This is a genomic window from Pseudarthrobacter raffinosi, assembly GCF_023913735.1.
GTDB lineage: Bacteria > Actinomycetota > Actinomycetes > Actinomycetales > Micrococcaceae > Arthrobacter > Arthrobacter raffinosi.
In genome coordinates this window covers 15,109-37,081 of sequence record NZ_JAMXBH010000016.1, presented here as the reverse complement: position 1 = coordinate 37,081, position 21,973 = coordinate 15,109, and the positions used below count along the sequence as shown (strand labels likewise).

Sequence of the window (21,973 nt, the reverse complement as noted above, 5' to 3'; positions counted from 1 at the left end):
CGCGTCGAATCATGTACGTTTGCTTCATGATTGAGATTGGTTCGCTGCGGGCACTGGCGGCGATTGAACAGCACGGTTCGGTCATAGCGGCGTCGGAGGTGATGGGCTTCAGCCCGTCGGCCGTCTCCCAGCAGATCAAGAAGCTGGAGAAGCAGACCGGGTTCCCCGTCCTGGAACGCCGCGGCCGCGGGGTGCTGCTGACCGAGCGGGGGCTCACCCTGGCAGCGTACGGCCGGCGCATCCTATCGGAGCTCGAGGAACTGGAATCCACCCTGTTGGCGGATCCGGCCAAGCCCACCGGGCACCTCAGGGTTGTTTCCTTTTCCACTGCCTGCCGGGGCCTCGTGGGGCCACTGCTGGGACGGTTGGCTTCGTCCGGAGCGGACCTGGACCTCAGCGTGCTGGCCGAGGACCCGCGGGAAGCCGTGGCGCGGGTGGCCAACGGGGAGGCGGACCTGGGTGTGGTCCACAACTGGAACTCCGTCCCGCTGGTCATACCGGAGCACATGACCCTCGAATGGCTGTGCGAGGACGTTGCGGACGTCCTGGTGCACCGCGACCATCCCCTGGCAGTATGCGGCCAGGTGGAACCGGCGGACCTGGTGGACGAATGCTGGATCAGCACGCCGCACGGAGCCATCTGCAACGAGGCGCTGCTGAGGATCTTCGCCGACCTTGGCCGGGTGCCGGACATCAGGGTCTACGATCCAGACTTCGCAACCCACCTCGCACTGGTGGAGCAGGGAGCCGTGGTGGCGCTGGTCCCCCGCCTCGGCCGGCCCGCACTGCCTGCGGACGTCGTCGCCCTGCCCCTGGTCAACCCCACGCAGGTCAGGCAGGTGGGCATCGTGTACCGCCGCACCATGGCGGCCAGCCCGGGCATCCAGCACGTCGCCGGACTGCTGCGGGAGGTCGCCGGTTCCCTTGGGGTCAGCGAGTCCCATGAGGTCGGTAGGTCCCATGGGGTCACTGGATCCCGTGGCGTTAGTGGGCTCGCGGGACCTTGAACTTGGTCAGCCGGGCGTCCTGCCCGTCCAGCTCGGCCCAGGATTTTTCCGTTTCCAGCACCGTGAGGGCGCTGGTGGGGTAACGTGTGGCGGCGTCCATGTAGGCGTCGTGGTTTGAGTCCCGTGAGGCCAGGTGCATGGCGAGGTCCTGGACGCCAGGCATATGCGAGATGAGCATCAGCGTGGTGACGGTGTCAGGCACGTGGTTGACCACGGCGAGCATCCGCAGCGCAGAGGCGGCGTAGAGGCCGTCCTCAAGTTTCGGCGTCGGGGCCTTGTCCCCCAGTTCTGAGCACACCCAGGTGCAGGTCTGGCGGGTGCGGAGCGCACTGGAACACAGGATGAAGTCCGGGAGGATGCCGTGTTTGACCAGCCACTTGCCGGCAAGAGGCGCCTCGCGGTGCCCCCGTTCCTCAAGCGGGCGCTCATGATCCGCCACACCGCCGGGCCAGTCGGACTTGGCGTGCCGCATGATCACCAGGCGTTTGATGTGGTGGTCGCTCATCCCCCAAGCCTAGACCCGCAAGACCCACGGCGCCGCCCGTCACGCCCAGCACGCTGTTGGCCGCACCAACAGTCCCGGCCCGCGGAATGACGGGCCAGAGCCGCGGTCAGGACGCCAAAAGCATGCTCCCCGTGACACCCCGGCTGGGCCGCACCGCCGTCGAACCATAGCCGCGGAGGCCAACACTCGCGAGCACGGACGCACGAAAGCGGCATTTCGCGTAGTGCCGCATCGCCGGGGCCCACGCCGCCAGGGTTCCCTGGCCGAGCTTGCGAGGCGAGGGAGGCGGTGGGGAGGAACGAAGGAGGTGTCTAAGGCACGGCGAAATGCCGCTTTGGTGCGTCGCTGAAGGGCTAGATCGAGTATTCCGGAGCGGCCCAGACAATAACTTCGGGGTGCTCGTAGAAGCGGTAGCCCTGGCCGCGGACGGTACGGACGGTGTTGGCGAGGCGGCCCAGCTTGGAGCGGAGACGGCGGATGTGGACGTCGATGGTGCGTTCGTTGGGGACTTCCTCGGCGTTGCGCCACAGGCCCTCAAGCAGTTCATCGCGGCCAACCGTGCGGGTGCCGTTTTCCACCAGGTAGTTCAGGAGTTCGAATTCCTTGAAGGTCAGGTTCAGGGATTCGCCGTCAAGGTGGACTTCGCGGCGGGCGAGGTCGATCAGGACGCCGGACGGGCGCGGGTCCTGAGGCTGCTGCAGCCGGGCAGTCTCGGTGCGCTTCTGCGCGTTCACGGTGGGGTCACCAAAGGTGGAACGGACGACGTCGAGCGCGGAACCGGGGGTGCCGGCCGGGGCCACGGCCACGGCCGCGTAGCTTTCAGCACCAGTCACGAGTGACTGTGCGTAAGCGCGGATTTCCTGGGCAAGCTTGGCAATGGAGGTTCCGGCAGCCGCTGCGGTCTCCTCGTTGATGCCCATGTAGAGGACAAATCCGCGGGCCACGGTGTCATTGGCGACCGGGCGGACAGCGTTGGGTCCCGCGATAACCGGAGTGGGCGCGGTCAGCGGCGCGGCTTCGGCAGGCTGGACCGCGCGGAGCTGTCCGTAGGAACTGGGGTTGTAGCCCTGGGGTGCGTAGCCGGGAGCAGGAAAGCTGGCTCCGGGGGCAGCCGGGGCGAATGCCGGTCGGGCACCGAACCCCTGGCGGAGGCCGGAAGCCTGGCCGGCCTTGCCTGCGTTACGGACGGAGATGTGGACGTATCCAGATGCAACTGACATGAATGCTTACCTCAATGTGAATGGCCGTCATCGCGGCTCGAATGCTGGTTGTCCCCGCAATGAAATCTGGGGATGGCGCCCTACGCTGGGCTGGGGGCGAATGCCTAAGAACTTCGCGGGGTCTGAAGATCAGGCGTGCATTCGACAACAGCGCATGTCGGCAGCAGCGGATGTGCTGGGCCAATATTCTGCGGCTGCAGGTGCTGTTGAGTTCTTGTTCACAATTGAAAGTGTGCAACGTAACAATGAGAACTTGCAAGTAACAATGGGTGCAACGTTCCGCATACTGAGACAAAATGCAGATTTGTGTTACAGATCACCATTCTGATTTGGCGGCAAAATAGGAGTTGTTGTCCGCCAAGGGTGCGCAAATGGCCCTCTCCGGCGAACAATGTTCGCCCTTTCGCCATACCAAGACCTTGAAATTCACCGGCCAATGACTTGCCGAGATTCCCTGCTGGGTTTTGCCGCCTGTCCAGCGGAGAAGGCGGCCGCCTGCGGATGGTCGGCGTCCCGCCCGGCCACCCAGATCGCCCATCCAGCTCGCTAGGCTGGGATTCACAGCGTGCGCACAGGAACCCCATAGCGCGGGCTAACCGATTGATCGGAGAGTTGTCCCATGGCCACTTCGCACTCCATGACCAACAACCTTCCGCAACTGACCCACCCGGACGGCTCCCCCATCCGAGCCTTGGTGGTTGACGACGAGCCCAGCCTTTCCGAGCTCATGAGCATGGGGCTGCGCATGGCCGGCTGGCATGTTGCCGTGGCTTCGGATGGCCCGGAGGCCGTCAAGCTTGCCAAGGAGTTCCGCCCGGACGTCCTGGTGCTGGACGTGATGCTGCCAGGGTTCGACGGCGTTGAGTTGCTGGGCAGGATCCGTGCCTTCGCGCCCGAGGTACCTGCGCTTTTCCTGACTGCCAAGGACGCTGTCCAGGACAGGATCGTGGGCCTGGCGGCCGGCGGGGACGACTACGTGACCAAGCCGTTCAGCATGGAAGAGGTCCTGCTGCGGCTGCACCGCCTTGTCCAGCGCTCCGGCGTTGCCGCGATGGACACTGCCGAACTTGTGGTGGGCGATCTTGTCCTCAACATCGACACCCGCGAAGTGACCCGTGCGGGCGACGCCCTCCAGCTCACCGCCACCCAGTTCGAGCTGCTCCGGTACCTCATGGAGAACCCCAAACGCGTCATCAGCAAAGCCCAGATCCTGGACCGCGTCTGGAACTACGACTTCGGCGGCCAGGCCAACATTGTGGAGCTCTACATCTCCTACCTGCGCAAGAAAGTGGATGCAGTGCACCCGCCCATGATCCATACCGTGCGGGGCGCCGGCTACGTCATCAAGCCGGCTGAGTAGCAGCTCGATGTCCTCGCCGCGAGCAACCCCAGCGCCAGCCCGGAGCTGGCTGAAACCGGACACCTGGCATCTGCGCACGCGCCTGATCCTGTTGGCCATGGCCCTGCTGGTGGCCATCTGCGGCGCCGTGGGGCTGTTCAGTTACGCCTCCATGGATTCCTTTCTCACCGGGCAGCTGGATGAACAGCTGAGCCAGGCCGCCAAACGGTCGAACGATCCGGGCCGCCCGCCCCTGGGCGGATTCAACGGCAGGCCGGACCCGCTTGACTCCCGCGGGCAGAGTGTCGGAACGCTGAATGCGCGGATCCTGGACGGCCAGATCCCCAGTGGCGGTTTCCTGGACTCGGACACCACGCGTCTGGGCCTCGACGCCGAAGACAAGCAGACCCTGCTGGCGCTGACGCGGAACGGCCTTCCCGTGAACCGCTCGCTGTCCAACGGGGATTACCGGATTGTGGCCGTGGAAACCGGCTACGGCGATGTCCTTGTCACGGGCCTTCCGCTCGCTGCCAAGGAGAGTACTTTGGCATCGCTGGTCTGGACTTTTGTGTTCGTTTCCCTGGGCGGCCTGGCGCTGATCGGACTGGCAGGAACTGTGCTGATCCGGCGCACCATGAAGCCGCTGGAGCAGCTTTCCGAGGTTGCAACCCGTGTGGCCAGGCTGCCGCTGGACGCGGGCGAGGTGGCACTCGCGGTGCGCGTCCCGCCGTCGAACTCCAATCCCGGAACCGAAGTGGGCAGCGTAGGGCACGCCCTCAATCTCATGCTGGACAACGTCGCCAGCGCACTCGAGGCGCGGCAGCGGAGCGAGACCAAGGTGCGGCAGTTCGTAGCCGATGCTTCCCATGAGCTGCGCACGCCGCTGACTGCCATCCGCGGGTACACGGAGCTGATGCGGATGACCGAGAGCTTCACGCCGGACGGCCGGAAATCCCTGGCCCGGGTCCAAAGCCAGTCCGAACGCATGACCACCCTGGTGGAGGATCTGCTCCTGCTCGCCCGGCTCGATGAGGGCCAGCCCCTGAAGCTCAGCGAAGTTGACCTCACACAACTCGTGATCGAAACCGTCAGTGACGAGAAGGTCATCGCCCCGGACCACCACTGGCGCCTTGAACTGCCTGACCAGCCGCTCGCCGTCACGGGTGATGCGTCCCAACTGCGTCAGGTGCTTGTCAACCTGCTATCCAATGCGCGCAAGCACACGCCGCCGGGGACCACCGTGGTCACCGCTGTCACGAAGTCTGCCAATGGCGGCGCAGCGGTGACGGTAACGGACGACGGCGGGGGCATCCCTGCGGAATTCGTTGACCACGTTTTCTCCCGGTTTGCCCGCGCAGACGCGGCGCGCAAGGGTACAGCGCCGGCCTCGGGCGCCGGGGCCTCCGAAGGCACTAGTGGCTTGGGCCTGTCCATTGTCCAGTCGATCATGGAGGCCCACGGCGGTAGCGTGGAGGTGACATCGCGGGCCGGACGGACCGAGTTCGCGTTACTCTTCCCTACCGGCGCGCTCGCGCGACCCACTGACGCCCGGGCCCAGCAAGGCGACACACCGTCGTCGTGATTCCTGTTACCAAAATGTGACTTAAGCGTCCAGCTCCTGTAGCGTCGATGACGTGTGGTTCCCGTTGGGCCGCATATCCGGATGACGCCAAGCTCTGCCGCTTCCCGGATTCCGTTTTCAGAGGCAGAGGCGGGGGACCCACCGTCCCGGGCACCAAGTGCCCTTTGGGGTTAAGCCAACACGTGATTGTGCCGTGTGGCCGGATGCCCTCATCCGAACCCGACAGCTAACTCCGCAGGTGTGAGAGGCGATCCATCATGTCTGAATTCAAGGTACAAACGCGCCCGCAGGGCGACACAAAGTCCGACAGCCACCGCAAGCAGTCCCGCTTCGGTGCAGCTATGTCCCCACTGTCCAAGGCGGCCCGGATTCCCTCCGTGGGCCAGCGCGTCGCGGTGTTCGCGACGGCATGCGCCCTGCTGGTCGGCGTCAGCGCCGCAGCACACGCTTCCGAGTCTGCGTCGCTTGCGGCCAGCGCGGACCAGGCCGCCGAAGAAGCCAGCGCCCAGTCGAAGCTGAGCTTCGAGGCAGCCGAGATCCAGCCCCCGGCCTCCCCGGAAGCTGCGCCGGCCGAGATCAACGTCGCGCCCCAGGCCGCCGAACCGGCACCTGCCCCGGCCCCGGAGCCCGCTCCGGCCCCGGCTCCGGAACCTGCACCCACGCCCGTTGTGGCCGTCAACGACCCCGCAGGAGCGCAGGCCTACGCTGCTGGCCAGCTGGCGACGTACGGCTGGTCCGCTGACCAGATGCAGTGCCTGCAGACGCTGTGGACCAAGGAATCCGAATGGACCACCACGGCCACCAACGCCAGCAGCGGCGCGTACGGCATCGTCCAGTCATTGCCCGCTGAGAAGATGGCGAGCGCCGGCGCGGACTACGTCACCAACTACCGCACGCAGATCAACTGGGGCCTGAACTACATCCAGGAGCGCTACCAGTCACCGTGCGGCGCGCTGAACTTCCACCTGTCGCACAACTGGTACTAGGCCGACTGAGCCTCGCCGGCAGCCGCGGCGCTGAGCTGCGCCGGCGGATTACGAAGGTGATCCGCCGGCGTCAAAGCCGGAAAGAAATGAGTTGCCGTCCCGCGGCGTCCGTTTCCACGGAGGCGGTTACGGCGCGGTAATCCGCGATATGCAGCACGCCTGCCGGCAATTCGCCCGCATTCGGACCCACGGCCACCGTCCGGATACCCGCAGCAACGCCTGCCGCGATTCCGGCGGGCGCATCCTCGAACACCACGGCGTCCTCCGGTTCCACGCCCAGCAGCCCGGCGGCCATCAGATAGCCCTCCGGGTGCGGCTTGCCCCGTGTGACCAGGTCCGCCGTCACGGCCGTGGCCGGCATGTCCAGCCCGGCAGCGTCCATGCGGATGTCCGCCAGGGTCCTGTCCGCTGAAGTCACCAGCGCCACTGCCTGAGCCGGGAGGCTGCGAAGCAGGTCGGCAGCCCCCGGCAACGCGACGATACCGGCCGTCCGCACCCGTTCCATCGCACCCAGTTCCTCGGTGAGGGCCGCGACGTCCGCTCCCCCCGGCGCGAACCGGCGTACGGTATCGGCAGCCTGGACGCCGTGCGAAGTGCGCAGGATTTCGGCGACGTCCAGGCCGTACCGGGCCGCGAATTCTCCCCAGACCTCCTCCACTACTGCCGTGGAGTCCACCAGCGTGCCGTCCATATCGAAAAGGACGGCCCGGCAGGTCAGTGTTCGTGTGGCGGCAGGTGTGGGGATGTTCATGCTGCCTATTTTGCCCCAGGCGTCACCGGCTTAGGCGTCACGGCCCGGGATGTACTGCACCGCCCACTTGTTTCCGTCGGGATCCGCGAAGTAGACGAAGTGCCCCCAGCCCTGGATGTCTATGTCGCTGACCTCCACACCGTTGCCCTTGAGGTGGTCGTGGGCAGCCTGGATGTCGCTGACCACCATCTGCAGGCTTGGGGCCGTACCCGGAGGGGCGACATTGAGGCCCTCGCCAATACAAATGGAGCAGGCGGATCCCGGCGGGGTCAGCTGGACGAAGCGGATGCCATCCATGGGTCACTCGTCGAAATCCGGGTTGAATCCAACTTTGCTGACGTAGAAATCCTTGGCGCGGTCCACGTCGGATACGGGCACAAAAACGAGTTCAAGCTTCCAGTCCATGCGCCACAGGCTAACGGCGGCGGCAGGAAAGCGGAAGACCTGAAATCCGAAGCAGCCCCGAATTAGCCGGCGATGCCGTACAGGCGGTCGCCGGCGTCGCCGAGCCCGGGAACGATGTAGGACTTCTCGTCGAGCCGTTCGTCAATGGAGGCCAGCACGATGGTCACGTTGGCCTCGGCAAGTTCCTCTTCGAGCTTGGCCAGGCCTTCCGGCGCGGCCAGGAGGCAAATGCACGTGACGTCGGAGGCGCCGCGCTTGAACAGGAACTTGATGGCTTCGCGCAGGGTTCCGCCTGTGGCAAGCATCGGATCCAGCACAAAGATCTGCCGGTCCGTCAGGTCTTCCGGGAGCCGCTCCGCGTAGGTGATGATGTCCAGGGTTTCTTCGTCGCGGGCCATGCCCAGGAAACCCACTTCAGCAGTGGGGACCAGCTTGGTCATGCCCTCAAGCATGCCGAGCCCGGCGCGCAGGATGGGGACCACCAGAGGCGTGGGCTTGGTGAAAGCGGTGCCCACAGTGGTGCTGACCGGCGTCTCGATGGTGACCGGCTGGGTGCGGACCTCACGGGTGGCTTCGTAGGCCAGGAGGGTCACCAGCTCTTCCGTCAACTGCCGGAAGACCGGTGACGGAGTGTTCTTGTCCCGCAGGACGGTGAGCTTATGGGCGACCAGCGGGTGGTCCACAACGAGAGTGCGCATGCGTCAAAACTATCACCCGCGCGGAGGGCCTCCGGCCGGGAATCAGCTCGACGGATCCTCCCGCAGGGCGGGGTGTTCGAACGTGGGTGCCGGGCCCGCGTGCTCGCGTTTCCGCAGCACATGGAACAGCCGGTGCGCCAGGATCACGATGCCCACCCAGGCAAGGCCCAGGAACCAGCCGGCCATCACATCGGTCAGCCAGTGGTGGCCCAGGAACACCCGGCTCAGGCCCATCGCGATGATGAAGATCACCCCGGCGGTGATGGCTGTGATGCGCGCCCACAGCATTTCGAACTGGAGGCACATGACGTACACCAGGACACCGATCACCACCGTCGTATTCAGGGTGTGGCCGCTCGGGAAGGACGGCGAAGTCTCGTACGGAGGGACAGCTTCGGCGTGGTCCGGGCGGGTGCGGCCCACCAGCCGCTTGCCCACCGTGGTGGCCAGCGTGGAGACGGCCGCGGCGCCGCCCACCAGGACGATGGGCCGCCAGGTCCGGCTTAGGAACGTGAGCCAGGCTGTCAGGATGCTGGCCAGGATGGGCATGCCGATGCCCCCGCCGATGTTGGTGAAAGCCGTCACCCCGGCATCCAGTGCGGGGTTCCGAAGGCCCTGGGACAGCTCCAGCGCGGGCAGGTCCAGGGCGGCCAGTCCCTCTTCATCCACCACGTTGTTGTAGACCTCGGCACCCAGGAGCGCCATGGTGACCACCAAGGCGCCGCCCACCATCATGGTGAGCCACAGCGCGGCATATGGTTTGAACCATTGGCCCAGACGGTCCCTGAATGTGTCCACTATGCCTCCCGGCGTCCATGCTTTGCAGGCTGGATATCCTTCGAAACTATCATTGAGCCATGGTCGCCGCAGAAAAGATCCACCTCGAATGGATGGGTCTTGCCCTGAACGAAGCCCAGCGCGCGCTGGACACCGAGGATGTGCCCATCGGCGCCGTCGTGATAGGGCCCGACGGCGCCGTCCTGGGGTCTGGACGAAACCAGCGGGAAGACCTGGGAGACCCCACCGCCCACGCCGAGGTGATGGCCATCCGCCAGGCGGCGGACAGGTTGCGTGCCTTGTCCAAGCTCGACGGCGGCGCCGGGGACGGCTGGCGGCTGGCGGACTGCACGCTGGTGGTCACTCTGGAGCCGTGCGCCATGTGCGCCGGCGCGGTGGTCCTGGCCAGGATTCCCCGAGTGGTCTTCGGTGCCTGGGATGAGAAAGCCGGAGCGGCGGGCTCGGTATTCGATATCCTCCGCGACCGCCGGCTCAACCACTGGGTTGAGGTGTACGGCGGGGTCAGGGAAGAGGAGTGCGGTGAGGTTCTCAGGGACTTCTTCGCAGCGCACCGCAGCCGGCTGTAACGGGTCGTAGGGGGCTGCAATTTGTCTCGGGCCTGCTGTAGCGCTCTCACCTGCCTGCACGACTCTCAGCCTGCGGCATCCAGGGCGTCGATCCTGTCCTGGCGCGAGGCCGGCGAGTCCAGGCTGAACGAGCGGAAGTCCCCCAGTTCGTCCCGGATCCAGGCCTCTACCTCGGCGATGCGCCGGGATACTGCGGGTGTGGCCCCGTCAAAGAGCCAATAGACAATCCGTGATTTCCTGGGATCGTATTGCCACAGCCCGATGATCCGGCCGCGGTCGAAGATGGGATGGTCCGGCAGGTCAGCCTGCAACGCCAACGTGGACCCCAGGACCTGCTTTCCCTTGTCCTCCTCGGCAAACAGCTCCCCCGAGTTCCTGCGGAGCAGGACCAACGAATCCGTGCCGGCCAGCAGCTGAATCTGTTCCTCCGCCGGCGCCTCGAACGACGCAAGCCGCCCGACGTCGTCGGGCATCATCCACAGCACCTCACCGTTGGCGGTGGGAACCTCCACTGCCCCAGTGGCGGCCAACGCTGCCTTCGTGTGGGCCAGGGTGAACCCGGTGAACCATTGCGACTGCTTGACCGTGGCACCGCCAGTCCAGCCGAGATAGCGCTGCAGCAGGAGGCTGCGGGCGGCGTCGTCGTCCATGGCGGTGGGCGGCAAACCCCACAGTGTGTAGGCGTAGCGCTGCTGATCCAGCCGGCCGTTGGCGGGCACACGCCGTATCCGGCCGTCCGCCTGGAGGAGGCCCAAGGCCGTGGGCAACGTGGTGGCGGCGCCCTTCTTTTTGCCCTCCTCACCGAGGTTCCGGACCGAATCGCCCAGGAGATCCTTGAGCTGTTTGGGGTCCAGCGGGTTGCCGGCCTCGGCGAGGGCGTGGAGGATCTCCTCCTCCAGCAGCGTGATCTCGCCGCGCTCGACGCCCATTCTTGCCAGCACACGGAACGGCGCCACGGCGGCGTCCCGGCCGATCTGGAGGCCCCACGCAAAGTCACCCTGTCCCAGCACATAGGTGCAGCCGCGGGCGGTGGGCAACTCATGGATGTTCAGCGACAGGACGTCGGCATCCGCCTGCGCGCGGCTAGTGCCGGCGCGGGCAAAGAGCGTGAGGTACGGGTTGGCGCCGCCGACGGAACGGGCCCAGCCCGCTCTGCTAAACACGTCGGCGGCATCCGCGCCCTGCAGGGAGCCGTCGAGGCCCTGCCTATGCCAGGCCCATGCCCTGAGGAGCTCCGGAGTGAGCACCTGCGGATCCGGGGCATCTTGGCTCAGGGCTTGTGGGGTCCCGGCTTGTGGGATCACGGCTTGTGGGGTCAATACGGCGGCGGAGGTCGGGAGCGTGGTCATGGCTTATTGTCCACCGGCCGTACGCGCAGCGGTAGGCATCCCCTCGGCTGGGGTTTCTTCAGCAGGCGTTTTGGCAGCAGGCTTTTTAGCAGGCACGCCGAGGATTTCCAGGACGTTCCGGGCAGTGGAGTCCCAGCCGGGCAGCTGTTCCCGTGCCGCCAGGGCAGCGGCACGCCAGCCGGCTCGGAGGGATCCGTCCACCAGCCACTGCCGGATCACGGCAGCGAGCACGTCCGCGTGGTGGTCTTCAGGTCCGTTGCCACGAGGTGCGTCGCCTTCGGGTCCGGCGAGTCCGACGGCGGCACCTGGCACCGCATATGTCCCGGCATCACGTTCACCACCACGCTCGCCGTCCGGTCTTCCCGCGAGCCTGCCGGCGAGTCTTCGGGCGAGTCCCAACGCGTCCACGGCGCCGGTTCCCTCCCGCACGATGACGGGAATCCCGTGGGCCAGCGATTCCGTCACCACAAGCCCAAAGGCTTCGGCCCGGGATACAAGAAGGCTCAGGTCCGTCCGGCTCCACTCGTCCGCCAGGGCGGTACCGGCGAGCTGGCCGGTCATGCGCACCCTGTCCTCCATTCCAGAGGAGGCAATGGCTGCCCGGACCTGCGCCGCGTAGGCGGGATCGGCGTCGTCCGTTCCCACGAGGGACGCTGTCCAAGCGAGGTCCTGGAGCCTGGCCAGCGCGGCCACGGTCAGCAGCTGGTCCTTGTTGGGCAGCAGCGCTGCCACCGCGATGATGTGGGGCGGGGCCGAACCAGGCGCCACCGGTGCAGGATCCGTCCCGGGCAAGGCAACCGGGCTGGCGGGAAGCCCGTGCTTTTCTGCCGCCGAGGCCGCTGCGGACGAACTGGTGCAGATCACTCCGGCGGCCGCCCGCAGTGCCCGCCCTTCGCCGTCGGGGTGGCTGGGCGACGGCATGTGCTGCAGGACCCACGCGTGTTGTCCGGCGGCCGCGGCGTACTCCAGTTCGCTAGGCGCACCGCACGCAATCAGCCCGTCCACGAAGGTGACCGTTTCTGGGGTGATGTTCGCCTGCGGTGAGTCCACCCTTGGGTCCCAGGCGCCCAGCAGGCCGCCCAGCCGCCGTCGTTGTCCAGCGCTGGCGTCAGGCCACGAACCTTCCACCGCCAGTATCTCCACGGCAACCCCCAAGGATCTCAGGCCTTGGGTGAGCCGCGCGTTGTAGACGTTGCCGCCGGAGTTGTGGCGGATGTTGGCGGGGACCAGGAACCTGATCAGCATGGGATCAGGCGGACAGGTAGTGGGTGTAGGTGGCCCAGGCGTCCGGATTTTCGCGCAGGGTGACGTCGATCCCGGCGAGCTCGCGGCCGTCGTCGTCATCCGTGAGCTTGGCTGCGACGGCGTGGGCGATGTATTCCGCGAGCGCCTCGGTGGTGCTGAGCTTCCCTTCGAAGTCCGGGTGTTCGTCCAGGTTTTTGTAGTTGAGGCCGGACAGCACGTCCTCGATGATGCCGCCGGCGGCCCCGATGTCCAGGACGATCGCGTCCTGGTTCAGCGCACGACGGCGGAACGTCACCTCCGCCACGAACGTCGCCCCGTGGAGGGCCTGGGCCGGGCCAAATACGTCCCGCGGGAGGCTGTGGGCGATCATGAAATGACGTCGGACGGTCAGGCTGAACACGGGCTACTTCCTGTCTTTGGGGTTGGCTTCCGCGGGACTGTCTGCGTTGGGGTATTCGATCACGTGGCACAGGGCTTCGAGCGTGCCGTCCGCGAGGTTCTGCACTACGGCCGGCAGGTCCGTGAACGGAGAGGCGCCGGTCAGGAAGGCATCGAAGACGGGGTCCGTGAGGAGCCCAACAGCCAATTCCAGGCGCTCGGCCGTGGTCCGGCGGTGTCGCCGTGCCCGGGCAACCACGCCCACCTGGCTGGCCCGGATGGAGAGCCTGCGTGCGTGAAAGTCTTCACCCAGCGGCAGCGTGACCTTGCGGTTGGCGTACCAGGACATCTCGATGATCTCCCCCTCATCGCCGGCCAGCTGCAGGCTGCGTTCGAGGCCTTCCGGGGAAGCGGAGCAGTGGAACACGATGTCGCAGTCGGGTTTGGCATCATCCGGGCGGGCGAATTCCACGCCGAGCCTGTCCGCCAAGTGCTTACGTTCCGGGTCCAGGTCCACGAGCTGGAGGCGGGCCAGCGGGAAAGTCCGCAGCAGTGTCGCCACCATGCCTCCCACCAGACCCGCGCCGACGACGGCGACCCGGTCCCCCAGCCTCGGTCCGGCTTCCCAGAGGGCGTTAATGGCCGTTTCAACGGTGCCGGTCAGGACGGCGCGGCGGGCGGGGACGCCGTCGGGAATCCTGGTGAGGGCGTCGGCGGAAATGACATAGCGGTCCTGATGGGGATTGAGGCAGAAGACCTTCTGGCCCGCCCAACCTTCGGGCCCCTCCTCCACAACGCCCACTGAGAGATATCCGAACTTCACGGGCGACGGGAAGGTACCCTCCTGGTGCGGGGCGCGCATTTCCGCAGCCACGCGGGGCGGGACGGAGCCTTTGTGCACCACAATTTCCGTGCCTTTGCTGATGCCTGAGTACAGCGTGCGGACCAAAACTTCGCCGGGCCCGGGAGCGGGCAGGGCCTCGCTGCGGAGCTCGCCGTGTTCCGGGCCCGTGGTCCAGTATGCGGTCGCCTGCGCTTCTCTGCGTGACTTGGTCATCTTGCTCATGAATCTAGTCCGTGAGGGCTCTCCGCGACACCCACCCGGCGCGAACGAACACTTGCGGCCCTTGAAATCCGGGCCCTAACTGTCCGTTCGCGCCGTTGATGAGAGGAGAGCCCGATGGGAGAGAAGCCCAGTTCTGCCCGTCTTGGCCCTGCCAGTGCCCTAACCCTGCCCACGTTGGCCCTGCCGTCACTTGGCGCTGGCGTCGCTTGGCGCTGGCGGCCAGACAGTGCTGTGAGCAGTGAAGTCCCAGCTCGGGTAGGGGTCTTCGGGCACGGGCCCGTCCGGCAGCGCGTCGTCTGGGACGATGTCGTCCGATGGCAGCCCACAGTCGGGCAGTTCATTGCCGGGTAGATGTTTTGGCCACTCCGGTGGTTCCCAGTCTGGGTGTTCGCTTTTGTAGTGGCGTCCGGTGGGTGATATCCAGCCGGGTGGTTCGTTCTTGGTGGCGGTGGTGGGTTTCCAAGCTGTGGTGTGGCGGAGTCTGTGGTGTTTGTGGCACGGTTGGCCGAGATTGTTGATCCCGGTGGATCCTCCCCGGGCCCAGGCGAGGAGGTGGTCTGCTTCGTTCTCGAGGGAGTGGTTGCTGCAGCCGGGGAACGGGCACTTTCCGTCGCGCAACCGCAGCCATTGGCGCTGGGCTTTGGTCACGCGGTAGCTGGTTCTGCCGATCTCCAGGGGTGCTCCGTCGCGGGGGTCGATGAGGACGCGGTGGAAGGATTCGGCGCCGTCGGCGACCAGCTGGCGGGCCACGGACGGCGGAATAGGCCCGTACCCGTCGAGCATGGCCGGTTCATCCGTGAGGCCTAGGAGCGAGAACACCGGGACGGTAACGAGGACCTGTGCCCGCGGTGACGGAACACGGTCATTCCCATTTGCATCCCCGGCCGCATTATCTGTGGCACCGAGGAGCCAGGCGGCGACGCTGTCAGCGCGGAGCTGCGTGAGGGTCCGGCACTCATGAGGTCCTTGGAGGGCGCGGGCTGCGGTGGTGGTGCGGTTCCAGATTCCGGCAGCCTGATCGGCGGGGAGGTAGGCGGAGAGCCAGGCCATGCCGTCGCGGTCCGGGGCATACTCCAGGCGCCGATCGGCGGTGCTGCGTGCGTGGCGTTTTTCGATGCTGACCGGGTGCTGGCGTTCCCGCCAGGTCCGGGCCTGGTGCCGAAACCGCCCGGGGATGAGCTCACCGGCCGGGCCACTCCTCGCCGGGTTCGGTGCGTCTGGGTCCAGGAAATGCGCTTCGAGGGCTTGGGCGCCGGCAGGGTCCAGGTTCACGGTTTCGTCGACCATGATCCGGGCGTGCTGCCACGAAATCGTCCCTGCCTGCAGCGCGGAGAATGTCAGCGGCAGGGCCGTGGTCAGGGCGTGGGCTTCGGCGAGCAGGGCGCCGGCAGCCCGTTCACTGACCGTCAGCACGCAGGCGACCTCCGCGACGACGGCCATCTCCTGCCCGGTATGGTCCTCGGGCGACGTTGCAGGGCCCGCCAGAGCCTCGGCAGCGGCGGANGCAGCGGCGGAGTAACCGGCAGCCAGCCAGGCCTTCAGTGCGGCACTTTTCGCGTCCAGCCGTGAGATCTCGGCCAGCCCGTCCAGGAATTCATCTGCCCGCCGACGCATAGGATCAGCCTCCCCGGAACAGCCGGAATCAGTCCCGTCCCGGAGCACCACAGCCAGCTCAGCGAAGGATGCCGAAAGGGCCTCCGCCGTCGCTACAGCTGCTCTGCTATCCATACTCAAATCATCCCGCGAGGGTCTGACAATAACGGCGAGGCTGAATCGCTATGTGCATAACTCAGAAGCTACATGCCCCCAGCATGCGTCCATTCGACGAGCCGAGCAGAATCCTGCAGGGCCCATCGTGTCCTCGGACGCTGGCGTGGGCATAGATGTCCCTTTGCACCATCCGGGGGCTGAATGCCTGCCGTTTTGTGGATGGGCGGTATGCTCCGGTAACCTATTCAGGTTGGTGACGTGTCCGAGCGGCCGAAGGTGCAACACTCGAAATGTTGTTTGGTGTCAAAGCCAACGTGGGTTCAAATCCCACCGTCACCGCCAATTGGCAAGGCCCCTGCTTCCCTTCATAAACAAAGGGAAGCGGGGGTTTTGTTTTCCCGCAAACTTGGCCCCTTGATTTGTTGAGGTGGCCGTACATCGTGCAGCGCCGAACCTGAAGCAGGTCGGCGATGCGTTGGACAGTATGGTCGCCGGCGCACGTACGGCTGCTGGCGGCCGCCAGTTTCAGTGCCCCTGCAGGCGTTAGTGCTCAGTCCCAGCCGCAGCCGCCTTCTTGGCGCTCTTCTCTGCGTCCTTTTCGGCGCGCAGCGCCTCCGCCACGTGCTGCTCCTCGGCTTTTTCCTGGTGGATGACCTCTGCCAGGAGCTTCTCCATCTCCTTGGCCACGCCGGCGGCTGAGGCCGGGTTCTGGCCGGTCACCAGCCGGTCGTCGACCACGACCATTTCCTCAAAGACACCAGCGGAGACATGGGTGGCACCCTGCTCCTCAAGCCGGTCTGCCAAAAAGAACGGGATGACCTTGTCCTTCCCTGCGGCAACCTCCTCGTCGTTGGTGAAGGCAGCGACCTTCCTGCCCTCGACCAGCCGAAAGCCGTTGGCCAACTCGACCTTCAGCAGTCCGGCCGGCCCGTGACAGACAGCGCCCACCACACCGCCGGCGTTGTAGACGCTGGCTACAAGGTTCTGCAGGCCTTCGCTGTCCGGGAAGTCCCACATGGTGCCGTGGCCTCCCACGAGGAAGACGGCGTCGTACTGGTCGGGATCAACGACGTTGACGCGGGCAGTGTTGTAGAGACCGGCGCGCGTGGTCTCGTCCTCCGTGAAGGCGACCTGGATGGGATCTTTTGAGTCCACCTCGTCGCGCGGGGGCTGGCCGCCCTGGATGGAAGCGAAGTCGACGAAATGCCCGGAATCCTTGAAGACCTTCCAGGGATGTGCGGCCTCGGCCACGTTGTACCCGGTCTTCTCTCCGGTATCGCCGATCTCGGAAACGCTGGTCAGTACCATGAGGATTTTCTTCATGAAGTGCTCCTTCCGTCTAGCTTCCACCCTACGCCCGGCCCAATTCGGGCCCTCCCCGTCTTAGAAGGCAAGGGCCTTTGTTGTACCCGAGGGACCGCTCCTCTGTTAGAGCTTGTCCGTCCTGTCGTCCCCCTTGTGCCCGCCGCGCAGGTTCTCCTGGACCTTGCCGAAGAGGTCCTTAATGGTGGACTCGGTGTTGGTGAGCATGTCCGGCTGCAGGTAGACGTGCTGACTGCCCGGGAGGCTGTAGCTGGACTGCAGGCCGCCACTTCCTTCGACGCCCTGCAGGGCGATGGTCACGCCGCCTTCCTTGCGCGCAATGGCCGAGATTTTTCCGAACACCAGCGTGAATTCGTCTGGCTCAAAACTGACGGTCTGACCCACGTGGGTCCTGTTGAGTTCGCTGGCCGGGGTGGCTTTTTCGTTGCCAGTTCCTGAGTAGTTCATCATGTGCTCCCTGAGGTGGTTGGCGACTTACGCCAGCAGTCTAGCCTCGCCCCCATGTCGCGGTACATGGCCCTACTGGATGCCTGCACAAACGGGTGCGGCAACCGTGGTCACATCCTCCATTGAGCAGACAGTGCCCTTGGGGTTGGATGTATTGGACCGGCATACCTGACCGGCACCCGATCTTTAAGGACCAACCGTGACTTCGATGACGAATCGCGCCAATGGGCGGACGCAGACTCTTCCAGGTCTGCGAAGGCCTCGAAATCCCTTGGAGCCAGCCGTGACCGAAACCTGCCCCGACGACTGCCATTACTGCTCAGGCCCCGAAACAGACTGACTTCGCGTGCACAGATTGGGCAGCGGCCGCCAGCCCTGCGAGACTGGGTCCTGAAGCCAACGCCGACCTGCCAGGAGCTGCCCGCATGACGCCCGAGAACCGCACCTCCGCCCGGCCAAACCGCATCACCGAACTGTTCGGCACGGACGTTCCGGTGGTGCTGGGTCCGTTCGGCGGAGTGTCTTCCGTGGAGCTGACAGCAGCCGTGAGCGAAGGCGGAGGGCTGGGTTCCTACGGCCTCTACGGTTACGGTGCCGACGCCATTCGGAACACCGCAGCTGAGCTCAGGAAGACAACGGCGAAACCGTTCGCCCTCAACCTCTGGATTCCCACCGGCGACGAAGCCACCTCACTCCCCCAAGCGGACTTCGACCACTACCTCGAAACCCTGAAGCCGTACTTTGACGAACTGGGCCTGCCGCTTCCGCACATGCCGGACCGCTACCTGCCCAATTACGAAGAACAGGTGGAGGCAAGCCTGGAGGCGGGTCCCGCCGTCGTCAGCTTTGTCTTCGGTGTGCCCGCGCCGGAACTGGTGGAGGAGGCTCACCGGCGTGGAATAGTCCTGGTGGGCACCGCCACGACCGTCGCGGAAGCCATCGCCCTGGAAACCGGTGGCGTGGATGCTGTAGTCGCCAGCGGCATGGAGTCCGGCGGGCACCGCGTCTCGTTCCTGAAGCCCGCGGAGGAGTCCCTGATCGGAACCTTTGCATTGGTTCCGCAGGTGGTTGACGCCGTCGACATTCCAGTCATCGCTGCCGGCGGCGTTGCAGACCGCCGCGGCTACGCTGCTGCACGAGCCCTCGGCGCCGACGCGGTCCAGGTGGGCTCGGCGTTCCTGGCCACCCGCGAATCCGCGGCTGTGCCTGAATACCGGGCCATCCTCCACAGCCCGGCCGCGCGGGAAACAGTGCTGACAAGGGCACTCAGCGGACGGCTTGCCCGCGGGATCCCCAACCGCATCATCGCCGAACTGTCAGTGGCCAAAGTGTCAGAGGCCAAACTGGCGGCGGGTGGACTCTCGGAAGCCGGAATAGCCCCGTTCCCCGTCCAGAACTGGCTCACCGGCCGCTTCCGCCCACAGGCAGCCGCCCTGGGAAACACGGAGCTTATGTCACTGTGGGCGGGGCAGGCCACACCGCTGATCCGGCATGACTCCGCCGCTGATGTCCTGGCGGAACTGCTCGCCGGCAGTCCGGCTTTGTAAGCTCGATACATCCGCGGTTATCCCAGCCATCGAATGTGGGACGATCGCCCGTTGACACCGGAGGCACTCCTTGACCAAAAAGACCGGCAAATCGAAGAGCAAGAACAAGGACCGGCGGCACCTGAAGGCTGTTCCGTCGGCGCCCAAGATGCCGTTGCAGCTGGTCCTGAACCATCGGGCAATTGACTCGATGGCTGTCGATTTCATTCAATGGAACGCGGCTGAAGCCCCTGACCCTGCCGATGCGTTCGAGTGCCTCGAACTGGTCAAGCTCTTCCTCACGGCGCAGCACACCATCAACGGTTCGAGTTCGGCCACCGCAATCGACAGTGACGGCGTGGAGCAGGCGGCCGGAGCAATTGCGGTGTCGTTGGACCCCGATGAAATGGATGAGGTCTTCGACAACATCTACTTCGCACTGCACTCCTACATCCATTTCCTGAAGGCGACCGGCCGCTGGAGCGGCACGGACGCCGCCTACGAGGAACTCCATGCTGCGCTGGGAAACGGTATCACCGCAGCTGTCCCGCAATTGCCGGTTATCCAGGTACCTGACCTCAGCGACGACCACCAGGAGGCTGCGTTCAATGCCATGCCGCTGATCCAGCATGCCACCTCCCTGCTGGACTGGATCGGAACCGGCAAGGAAATCACCAGCACGGGTGCCCTGCGGCTTAAGGACATCGAGCCGGCAGCCGCAGCCGTAGGAGTACATGCCTGTGGAAAGCGGGCCGCGAGTCGGACCCTCCCACTTTTCGATCTGGAAACTGCCGAGAGCCGGCCCAAAACGTTGCTGGAAGTTGGAACCATGCACGACGTGCCTGTGCTCCGAGACATCTGGTCAGCTCTGGTGGGGGCAAACCTGATCACGCTCGGATCCACCAAAGCCATTCCCGGCCCGGAAGTGGCCGCCTGGAACAGCACGAGGATCGAGGAACGGCTGGACATCCGCCGGATGCTGTCGGTGGTCCTTTTGGTCGGAGTGCTCACCGACGAGGACCAGGTGTGGGACCAGGAAGCGGTAGCCGGGACACTGCTGGCCGTCCTCACCTATGGCACCACCGATGAACCGATGCCCGTGGCGGAACTCGAACGGATGGCGTCGCCGGACCTTGAGGGCGCCTTGCTTCAGGACGTAGACCTTGAAGACACGAAACTCGAAGAAACGGGCCTCGAAGAGGTCTACGCGTCGCTCGCGGCCCTGCAAGCACAGCAGAAGCTGACCCTTCTCGCCGAACTCGGATTGGTGGAGGCGGCGACCGATTACCGCGTTCCCCCGGTGGCCATCCAGTGCCTCGACCTGGCCATGGGTTTCTTCAACTTGGCAGACGAGCCATCCGAAACGACAGAATCTCCATCGAACGTGATCGCGCTGCACCGCCCGTCACACACCGGTGGCCCGCCCAAAGGCCGCTAGAATCTGAACGTCGCCGAAGAACACTGGAAGAACGCGACTGAAGCCCGTCACCGGCGACCGCAATAAGGAGGATCCGTGCGCACCAACCACGCCCGGCCACCCTTCCATTTCCTTCGCGCCGCCTCCCTGTCCACGGGAATCCTGACACTTGCCGCAGGCGCCCACGTCGCCGGCGGCGGCGACCTTCCCGCCCCAGGCATCCTGCTGGCCGTGCTCGCACTGACAGTCCTGGCAGCCACCACGGCCACGAGGCTGCGACTCAATTTTCCAGCCATGCTCACTGTCCTCGGCGCGGGACAGTTCATCCTGCACGAAGCCTTCACGGTCTTCAGTTCGTCGGGTACCGCTGTAAGCGCTGCCGCCTCCGGGCTCCATAACGCCCACCTCGCCGGCGCCGCCGCGCCCGTCATCGCTGCCACCGGACACGTCCACGATGCCGGATCAGCGGGCATCCTGATGCTCCTGACCCACGCACTCGCCACCGGCGCGTGCGCCCTCCTGCTTGCCAAGGGTGAAGCCGCGCTGTGGGCTCTGGCCGCGTGGCTGAGGCCCCTCGTCCGGCTCCCCGAAGCAGTAACACCCGACGCCGGCACACCGCGTGCGGTGACTGCCCCACCGGCGGTTCTCCCCCTCCGCCCCTGGCGGAACCTCAGGCAACACAGCCGACGCGGCCCGCCTTCCGCCGTCGTACTTTCCTGACTCCGCCCGCACCGCACTTCCGCAGGCCGCGGGCCCCATCCCGTACTTCCGCACGCCCCCATCCGGCGTGCGTCCGAAAGGCAACCCCATGACCACCACATTCCTTCGCCGCACCCTCACCGCAGTGGCAGCCACCGGCGGCGCAGCCGTCCTGATCCTGACCGCAGCAGCAGGCGCGTCCGCCCACGTCGGCGTCAAGCCGGACAAGACCGACGCCAACTCGTACGCCCTCCTGACCTTCGGCATCCCGCACGGCTGCGAGGAGTCCGGCACCACGAAAGTGGCCATCACCCTGCCGGCCGAACTCAACGACGCCCAGCCCACGGTGAACCCCAACTGGACCGTGGAAAAGGTGACCGAACAGCTCGCCGAGCCCAAGAAACTGGCCGACGGCTCCTCCATCACCAAACGCACCAGCCAGATTGTGTACACGGCCAAAACTCCGCTGGCCCATGAACTGCGCGATGCCCTGGTGCTGTCGGTCAAGCTGCCCGACGCGGCAGGCTCCACGCTCTACTTCCCCACGCTGCAGTCGTGCGAAACGGGACAGACCGACTGGTCGGAGATCGCCAAGGACGGGCAGGACCCGCACTCCCTGAAGGCCCCGGCACCGTCCATCACCATCACCGAGCCGGCCAGCGCGGACGGCCACGGCGCTGCTTCCGCGGCGCACACCACCGAAACCCCGGCCACCGAACAGGCAGCCGCCGTGACTGACAGCGGCGCGGACGCCCGCAGCTGGGCTGGGCTTGCCGCCGGCCTCGGCGGCCTCGCCCTGGGCGGGGTGGCCTTCGCGCGCAGCGGCTCGAAGCGCCGGCAGGAATCCGCCACGTAACATCGCGGGATTTGATGTCCGGATGATCACGATCCGGGCATCAAATCGTCCTGCCTGCCCGTGGCATCGTTGACTCCCGTCGCAGCAGCAACAAAGGTGG

Annotated in this window: 21 protein-coding genes, 1 tRNA gene, 1 pseudogene and 1 riboswitch; of the genes and pseudogenes, 10 read left to right on the top strand and 13 right to left on the bottom strand. The window is 65.8% G+C overall.

Going from position 1 to position 21,973, the window contains the following annotated elements; all coding sequences use genetic code 11:
* Positions 1–26 precede the first annotated feature (26 nt).
* Positions 27–1,007 carry a LysR family transcriptional regulator gene (locus NG698_RS15210; protein ID WP_252599756.1) on the top strand — a complete coding sequence of 327 codons (981 nt, stop codon included), beginning with the start codon at positions 27–29 and terminating at the stop codon, positions 1,005–1,007.
* Here the strand turns inward: NG698_RS15210 and NG698_RS15205 are convergent.
* Together NG698_RS15205 and NG698_RS15200 are read right to left on the bottom strand one after the other, a co-directional pair.
* A complete protein-coding gene (locus NG698_RS15205; RefSeq protein ID WP_056342603.1) occupies positions 985–1,512 on the bottom strand; it encodes a SixA phosphatase family protein in 528 nt (175 codons plus the stop codon). The two genes, NG698_RS15210 and NG698_RS15205, sit on opposite strands and share 23 nt — an antisense overlap.
* 353 nt (positions 1,513–1,865) lie before the next feature.
* Positions 1,866–2,732: a winged helix-turn-helix domain-containing protein gene (locus tag NG698_RS15200; protein WP_252599758.1), complete on the bottom strand. Its 867-nt coding sequence runs from the start codon at positions 2,730–2,732 to the stop codon at positions 1,866–1,868.
* A gap of 619 nt (positions 2,733–3,351) precedes the next feature.
* On the opposite strand from NG698_RS15200, the gene NG698_RS15195 reads away from it, so the two are divergent.
* The 3 genes from NG698_RS15195 (at position 3,352) to NG698_RS15185 (ending at position 6,639) form a co-directional block, all read left to right on the top strand.
* Positions 3,352–4,092, top strand: coding sequence for a response regulator transcription factor (locus NG698_RS15195; protein ID WP_252610810.1), 741 nt, complete (start codon positions 3,352–3,354; stop codon positions 4,090–4,092).
* 7 nt (positions 4,093–4,099) lie between these two features.
* Entirely contained in the window at positions 4,100–5,653 is a 1,554-nt protein-coding gene (locus tag NG698_RS15190; RefSeq protein WP_252610808.1) for a sensor histidine kinase, read from the top strand.
* Positions 5,654–5,752: 99 nt separating this feature from the next.
* Positions 5,753–5,905: riboswitch (cyclic di-AMP (ydaO/yuaA leader) on the top strand.
* Positions 5,906–5,910: 5 nt separating this feature from the next.
* Positions 5,911–6,639, top strand: a complete 729-nt coding sequence (locus NG698_RS15185; protein WP_252599761.1) for an aggregation-promoting factor C-terminal-like domain-containing protein — start codon at positions 5,911–5,913, stop codon at positions 6,637–6,639.
* Between the two features lie 70 nt (positions 6,640–6,709).
* On the opposite strand, the gene NG698_RS15180 is transcribed toward NG698_RS15185, so the two are convergent.
* From NG698_RS15180 to NG698_RS15165, 4 genes and pseudogenes are all read right to left on the bottom strand, one after another.
* Complete coding sequence (locus NG698_RS15180; RefSeq protein WP_252599762.1) at positions 6,710–7,390, bottom strand: HAD-IA family hydrolase; 681 nt, start codon at positions 7,388–7,390, stop codon at positions 6,710–6,712.
* 30 nt (positions 7,391–7,420) lie between these two features.
* Positions 7,421–7,795, bottom strand: a pseudogene (locus NG698_RS15175) (VOC family protein).
* A gap of 62 nt (positions 7,796–7,857) precedes the next feature.
* Positions 7,858–8,493, bottom strand: a complete 636-nt coding sequence (upp, locus tag NG698_RS15170) for a uracil phosphoribosyltransferase (protein WP_056342624.1) — start codon at positions 8,491–8,493, stop codon at positions 7,858–7,860.
* 42 nt (positions 8,494–8,535) lie between these two features.
* Positions 8,536–9,228, bottom strand: a complete 693-nt coding sequence (locus tag NG698_RS15165; RefSeq protein ID WP_374209908.1) for a phosphatase PAP2 family protein — start codon at positions 9,226–9,228, stop codon at positions 8,536–8,538.
* Between the two features lie 122 nt (positions 9,229–9,350).
* Between NG698_RS15165 and tadA the strand changes: the two genes are divergently transcribed.
* Positions 9,351–9,857: a tRNA adenosine(34) deaminase TadA gene (gene tadA, locus NG698_RS15160; RefSeq protein ID WP_252610804.1), complete on the top strand. Its 507-nt coding sequence runs from the start codon at positions 9,351–9,353 to the stop codon at positions 9,855–9,857.
* 65 nt (positions 9,858–9,922) lie between these two features.
* Here the strand turns inward: tadA and NG698_RS15155 are convergent, their stop codons facing one another.
* The 5 genes from NG698_RS15155 to NG698_RS15135 all read right to left on the bottom strand — a co-directional run bounded on the left by NG698_RS15155 (position 9,923) and on the right by NG698_RS15135 (position 15,509).
* Positions 9,923–11,206, bottom strand: coding sequence for a DNA glycosylase AlkZ-like family protein (locus NG698_RS15155; protein ID WP_252610802.1), 1,284 nt, complete (start codon positions 11,204–11,206; stop codon positions 9,923–9,925).
* 3 nt (positions 11,207–11,209) lie between these two features.
* The gene (locus NG698_RS15150; RefSeq protein WP_252599766.1) at positions 11,210–12,451 is read right to left on the bottom strand and encodes a glycosyltransferase; all 1,242 of its coding nucleotides are present in this window, start codon (positions 12,449–12,451) and stop codon (positions 11,210–11,212) included.
* A 4-nt stretch (positions 12,452–12,455) separates the two neighbouring features.
* A complete protein-coding gene (locus NG698_RS15145) occupies positions 12,456–12,851 on the bottom strand; it encodes a 6-pyruvoyl trahydropterin synthase family protein (protein WP_252599768.1) in 396 nt (131 codons plus the stop codon).
* 3 nt (positions 12,852–12,854) lie between these two features.
* Positions 12,855–13,886 carry a dehydrogenase gene (locus NG698_RS15140; RefSeq protein ID WP_252599832.1) on the bottom strand — a complete coding sequence of 344 codons (1,032 nt, stop codon included), beginning with the start codon at positions 13,884–13,886 and terminating at the stop codon, positions 12,855–12,857.
* 195 nt (positions 13,887–14,081) lie between these two features.
* Positions 14,082–15,509, bottom strand: a complete 1,428-nt coding sequence (locus NG698_RS15135; RefSeq protein ID WP_445260440.1) for an HNH endonuclease signature motif containing protein — start codon at positions 15,507–15,509, stop codon at positions 14,082–14,084.
* Between the two features lie 348 nt (positions 15,510–15,857).
* On the opposite strand from NG698_RS15135, the gene NG698_RS15130 reads away from it, so the two are divergent.
* A tRNA-Ser gene (locus tag NG698_RS15130) sits at positions 15,858–15,947 on the top strand.
* Positions 15,948–16,148: 201 nt separating this feature from the next.
* Here NG698_RS15130 and NG698_RS15125 read toward each other — a convergent pair.
* Both NG698_RS15125 and NG698_RS15120 read right to left on the bottom strand, forming a co-directional pair.
* Entirely contained in the window at positions 16,149–16,928 is a 780-nt protein-coding gene (locus tag NG698_RS15125; RefSeq protein ID WP_252599770.1) for a type 1 glutamine amidotransferase domain-containing protein, read from the bottom strand.
* A 105-nt stretch (positions 16,929–17,033) separates the two neighbouring features.
* Positions 17,034–17,378, bottom strand: a complete 345-nt coding sequence (locus NG698_RS15120; RefSeq protein WP_252599772.1) for a hypothetical protein — start codon at positions 17,376–17,378, stop codon at positions 17,034–17,036.
* Positions 17,379–17,800: 422 nt separating this feature from the next.
* Here NG698_RS15120 and NG698_RS15115 point away from each other — a divergent pair, with 422 nt between their 5' ends.
* The 4 genes from NG698_RS15115 to NG698_RS15100 all read left to right on the top strand — a co-directional run bounded on the left by NG698_RS15115 (position 17,801) and on the right by NG698_RS15100 (position 21,873).
* Positions 17,801–18,922, top strand: coding sequence for an NAD(P)H-dependent flavin oxidoreductase (locus NG698_RS15115; protein WP_252610799.1), 1,122 nt, complete (start codon positions 17,801–17,803; stop codon positions 18,920–18,922).
* A gap of 70 nt (positions 18,923–18,992) precedes the next feature.
* On the top strand, positions 18,993–20,339 hold the full coding sequence (locus NG698_RS15110; RefSeq protein WP_252599774.1) for a hypothetical protein: 1,347 nt from the start codon (positions 18,993–18,995) through the stop codon (positions 20,337–20,339).
* A 75-nt stretch (positions 20,340–20,414) separates the two neighbouring features.
* Positions 20,415–21,038 (top strand): hypothetical protein, encoded by a 624-nt coding sequence (locus tag NG698_RS15105; RefSeq protein ID WP_252599775.1) that lies wholly within the window; start codon positions 20,415–20,417, stop codon positions 21,036–21,038.
* Between the two features lie 88 nt (positions 21,039–21,126).
* On the top strand, positions 21,127–21,873 hold the full coding sequence (locus NG698_RS15100) for a YcnI family copper-binding membrane protein (protein ID WP_252610797.1): 747 nt from the start codon (positions 21,127–21,129) through the stop codon (positions 21,871–21,873).
* Positions 21,874–21,973 lie beyond the last annotated feature (100 nt).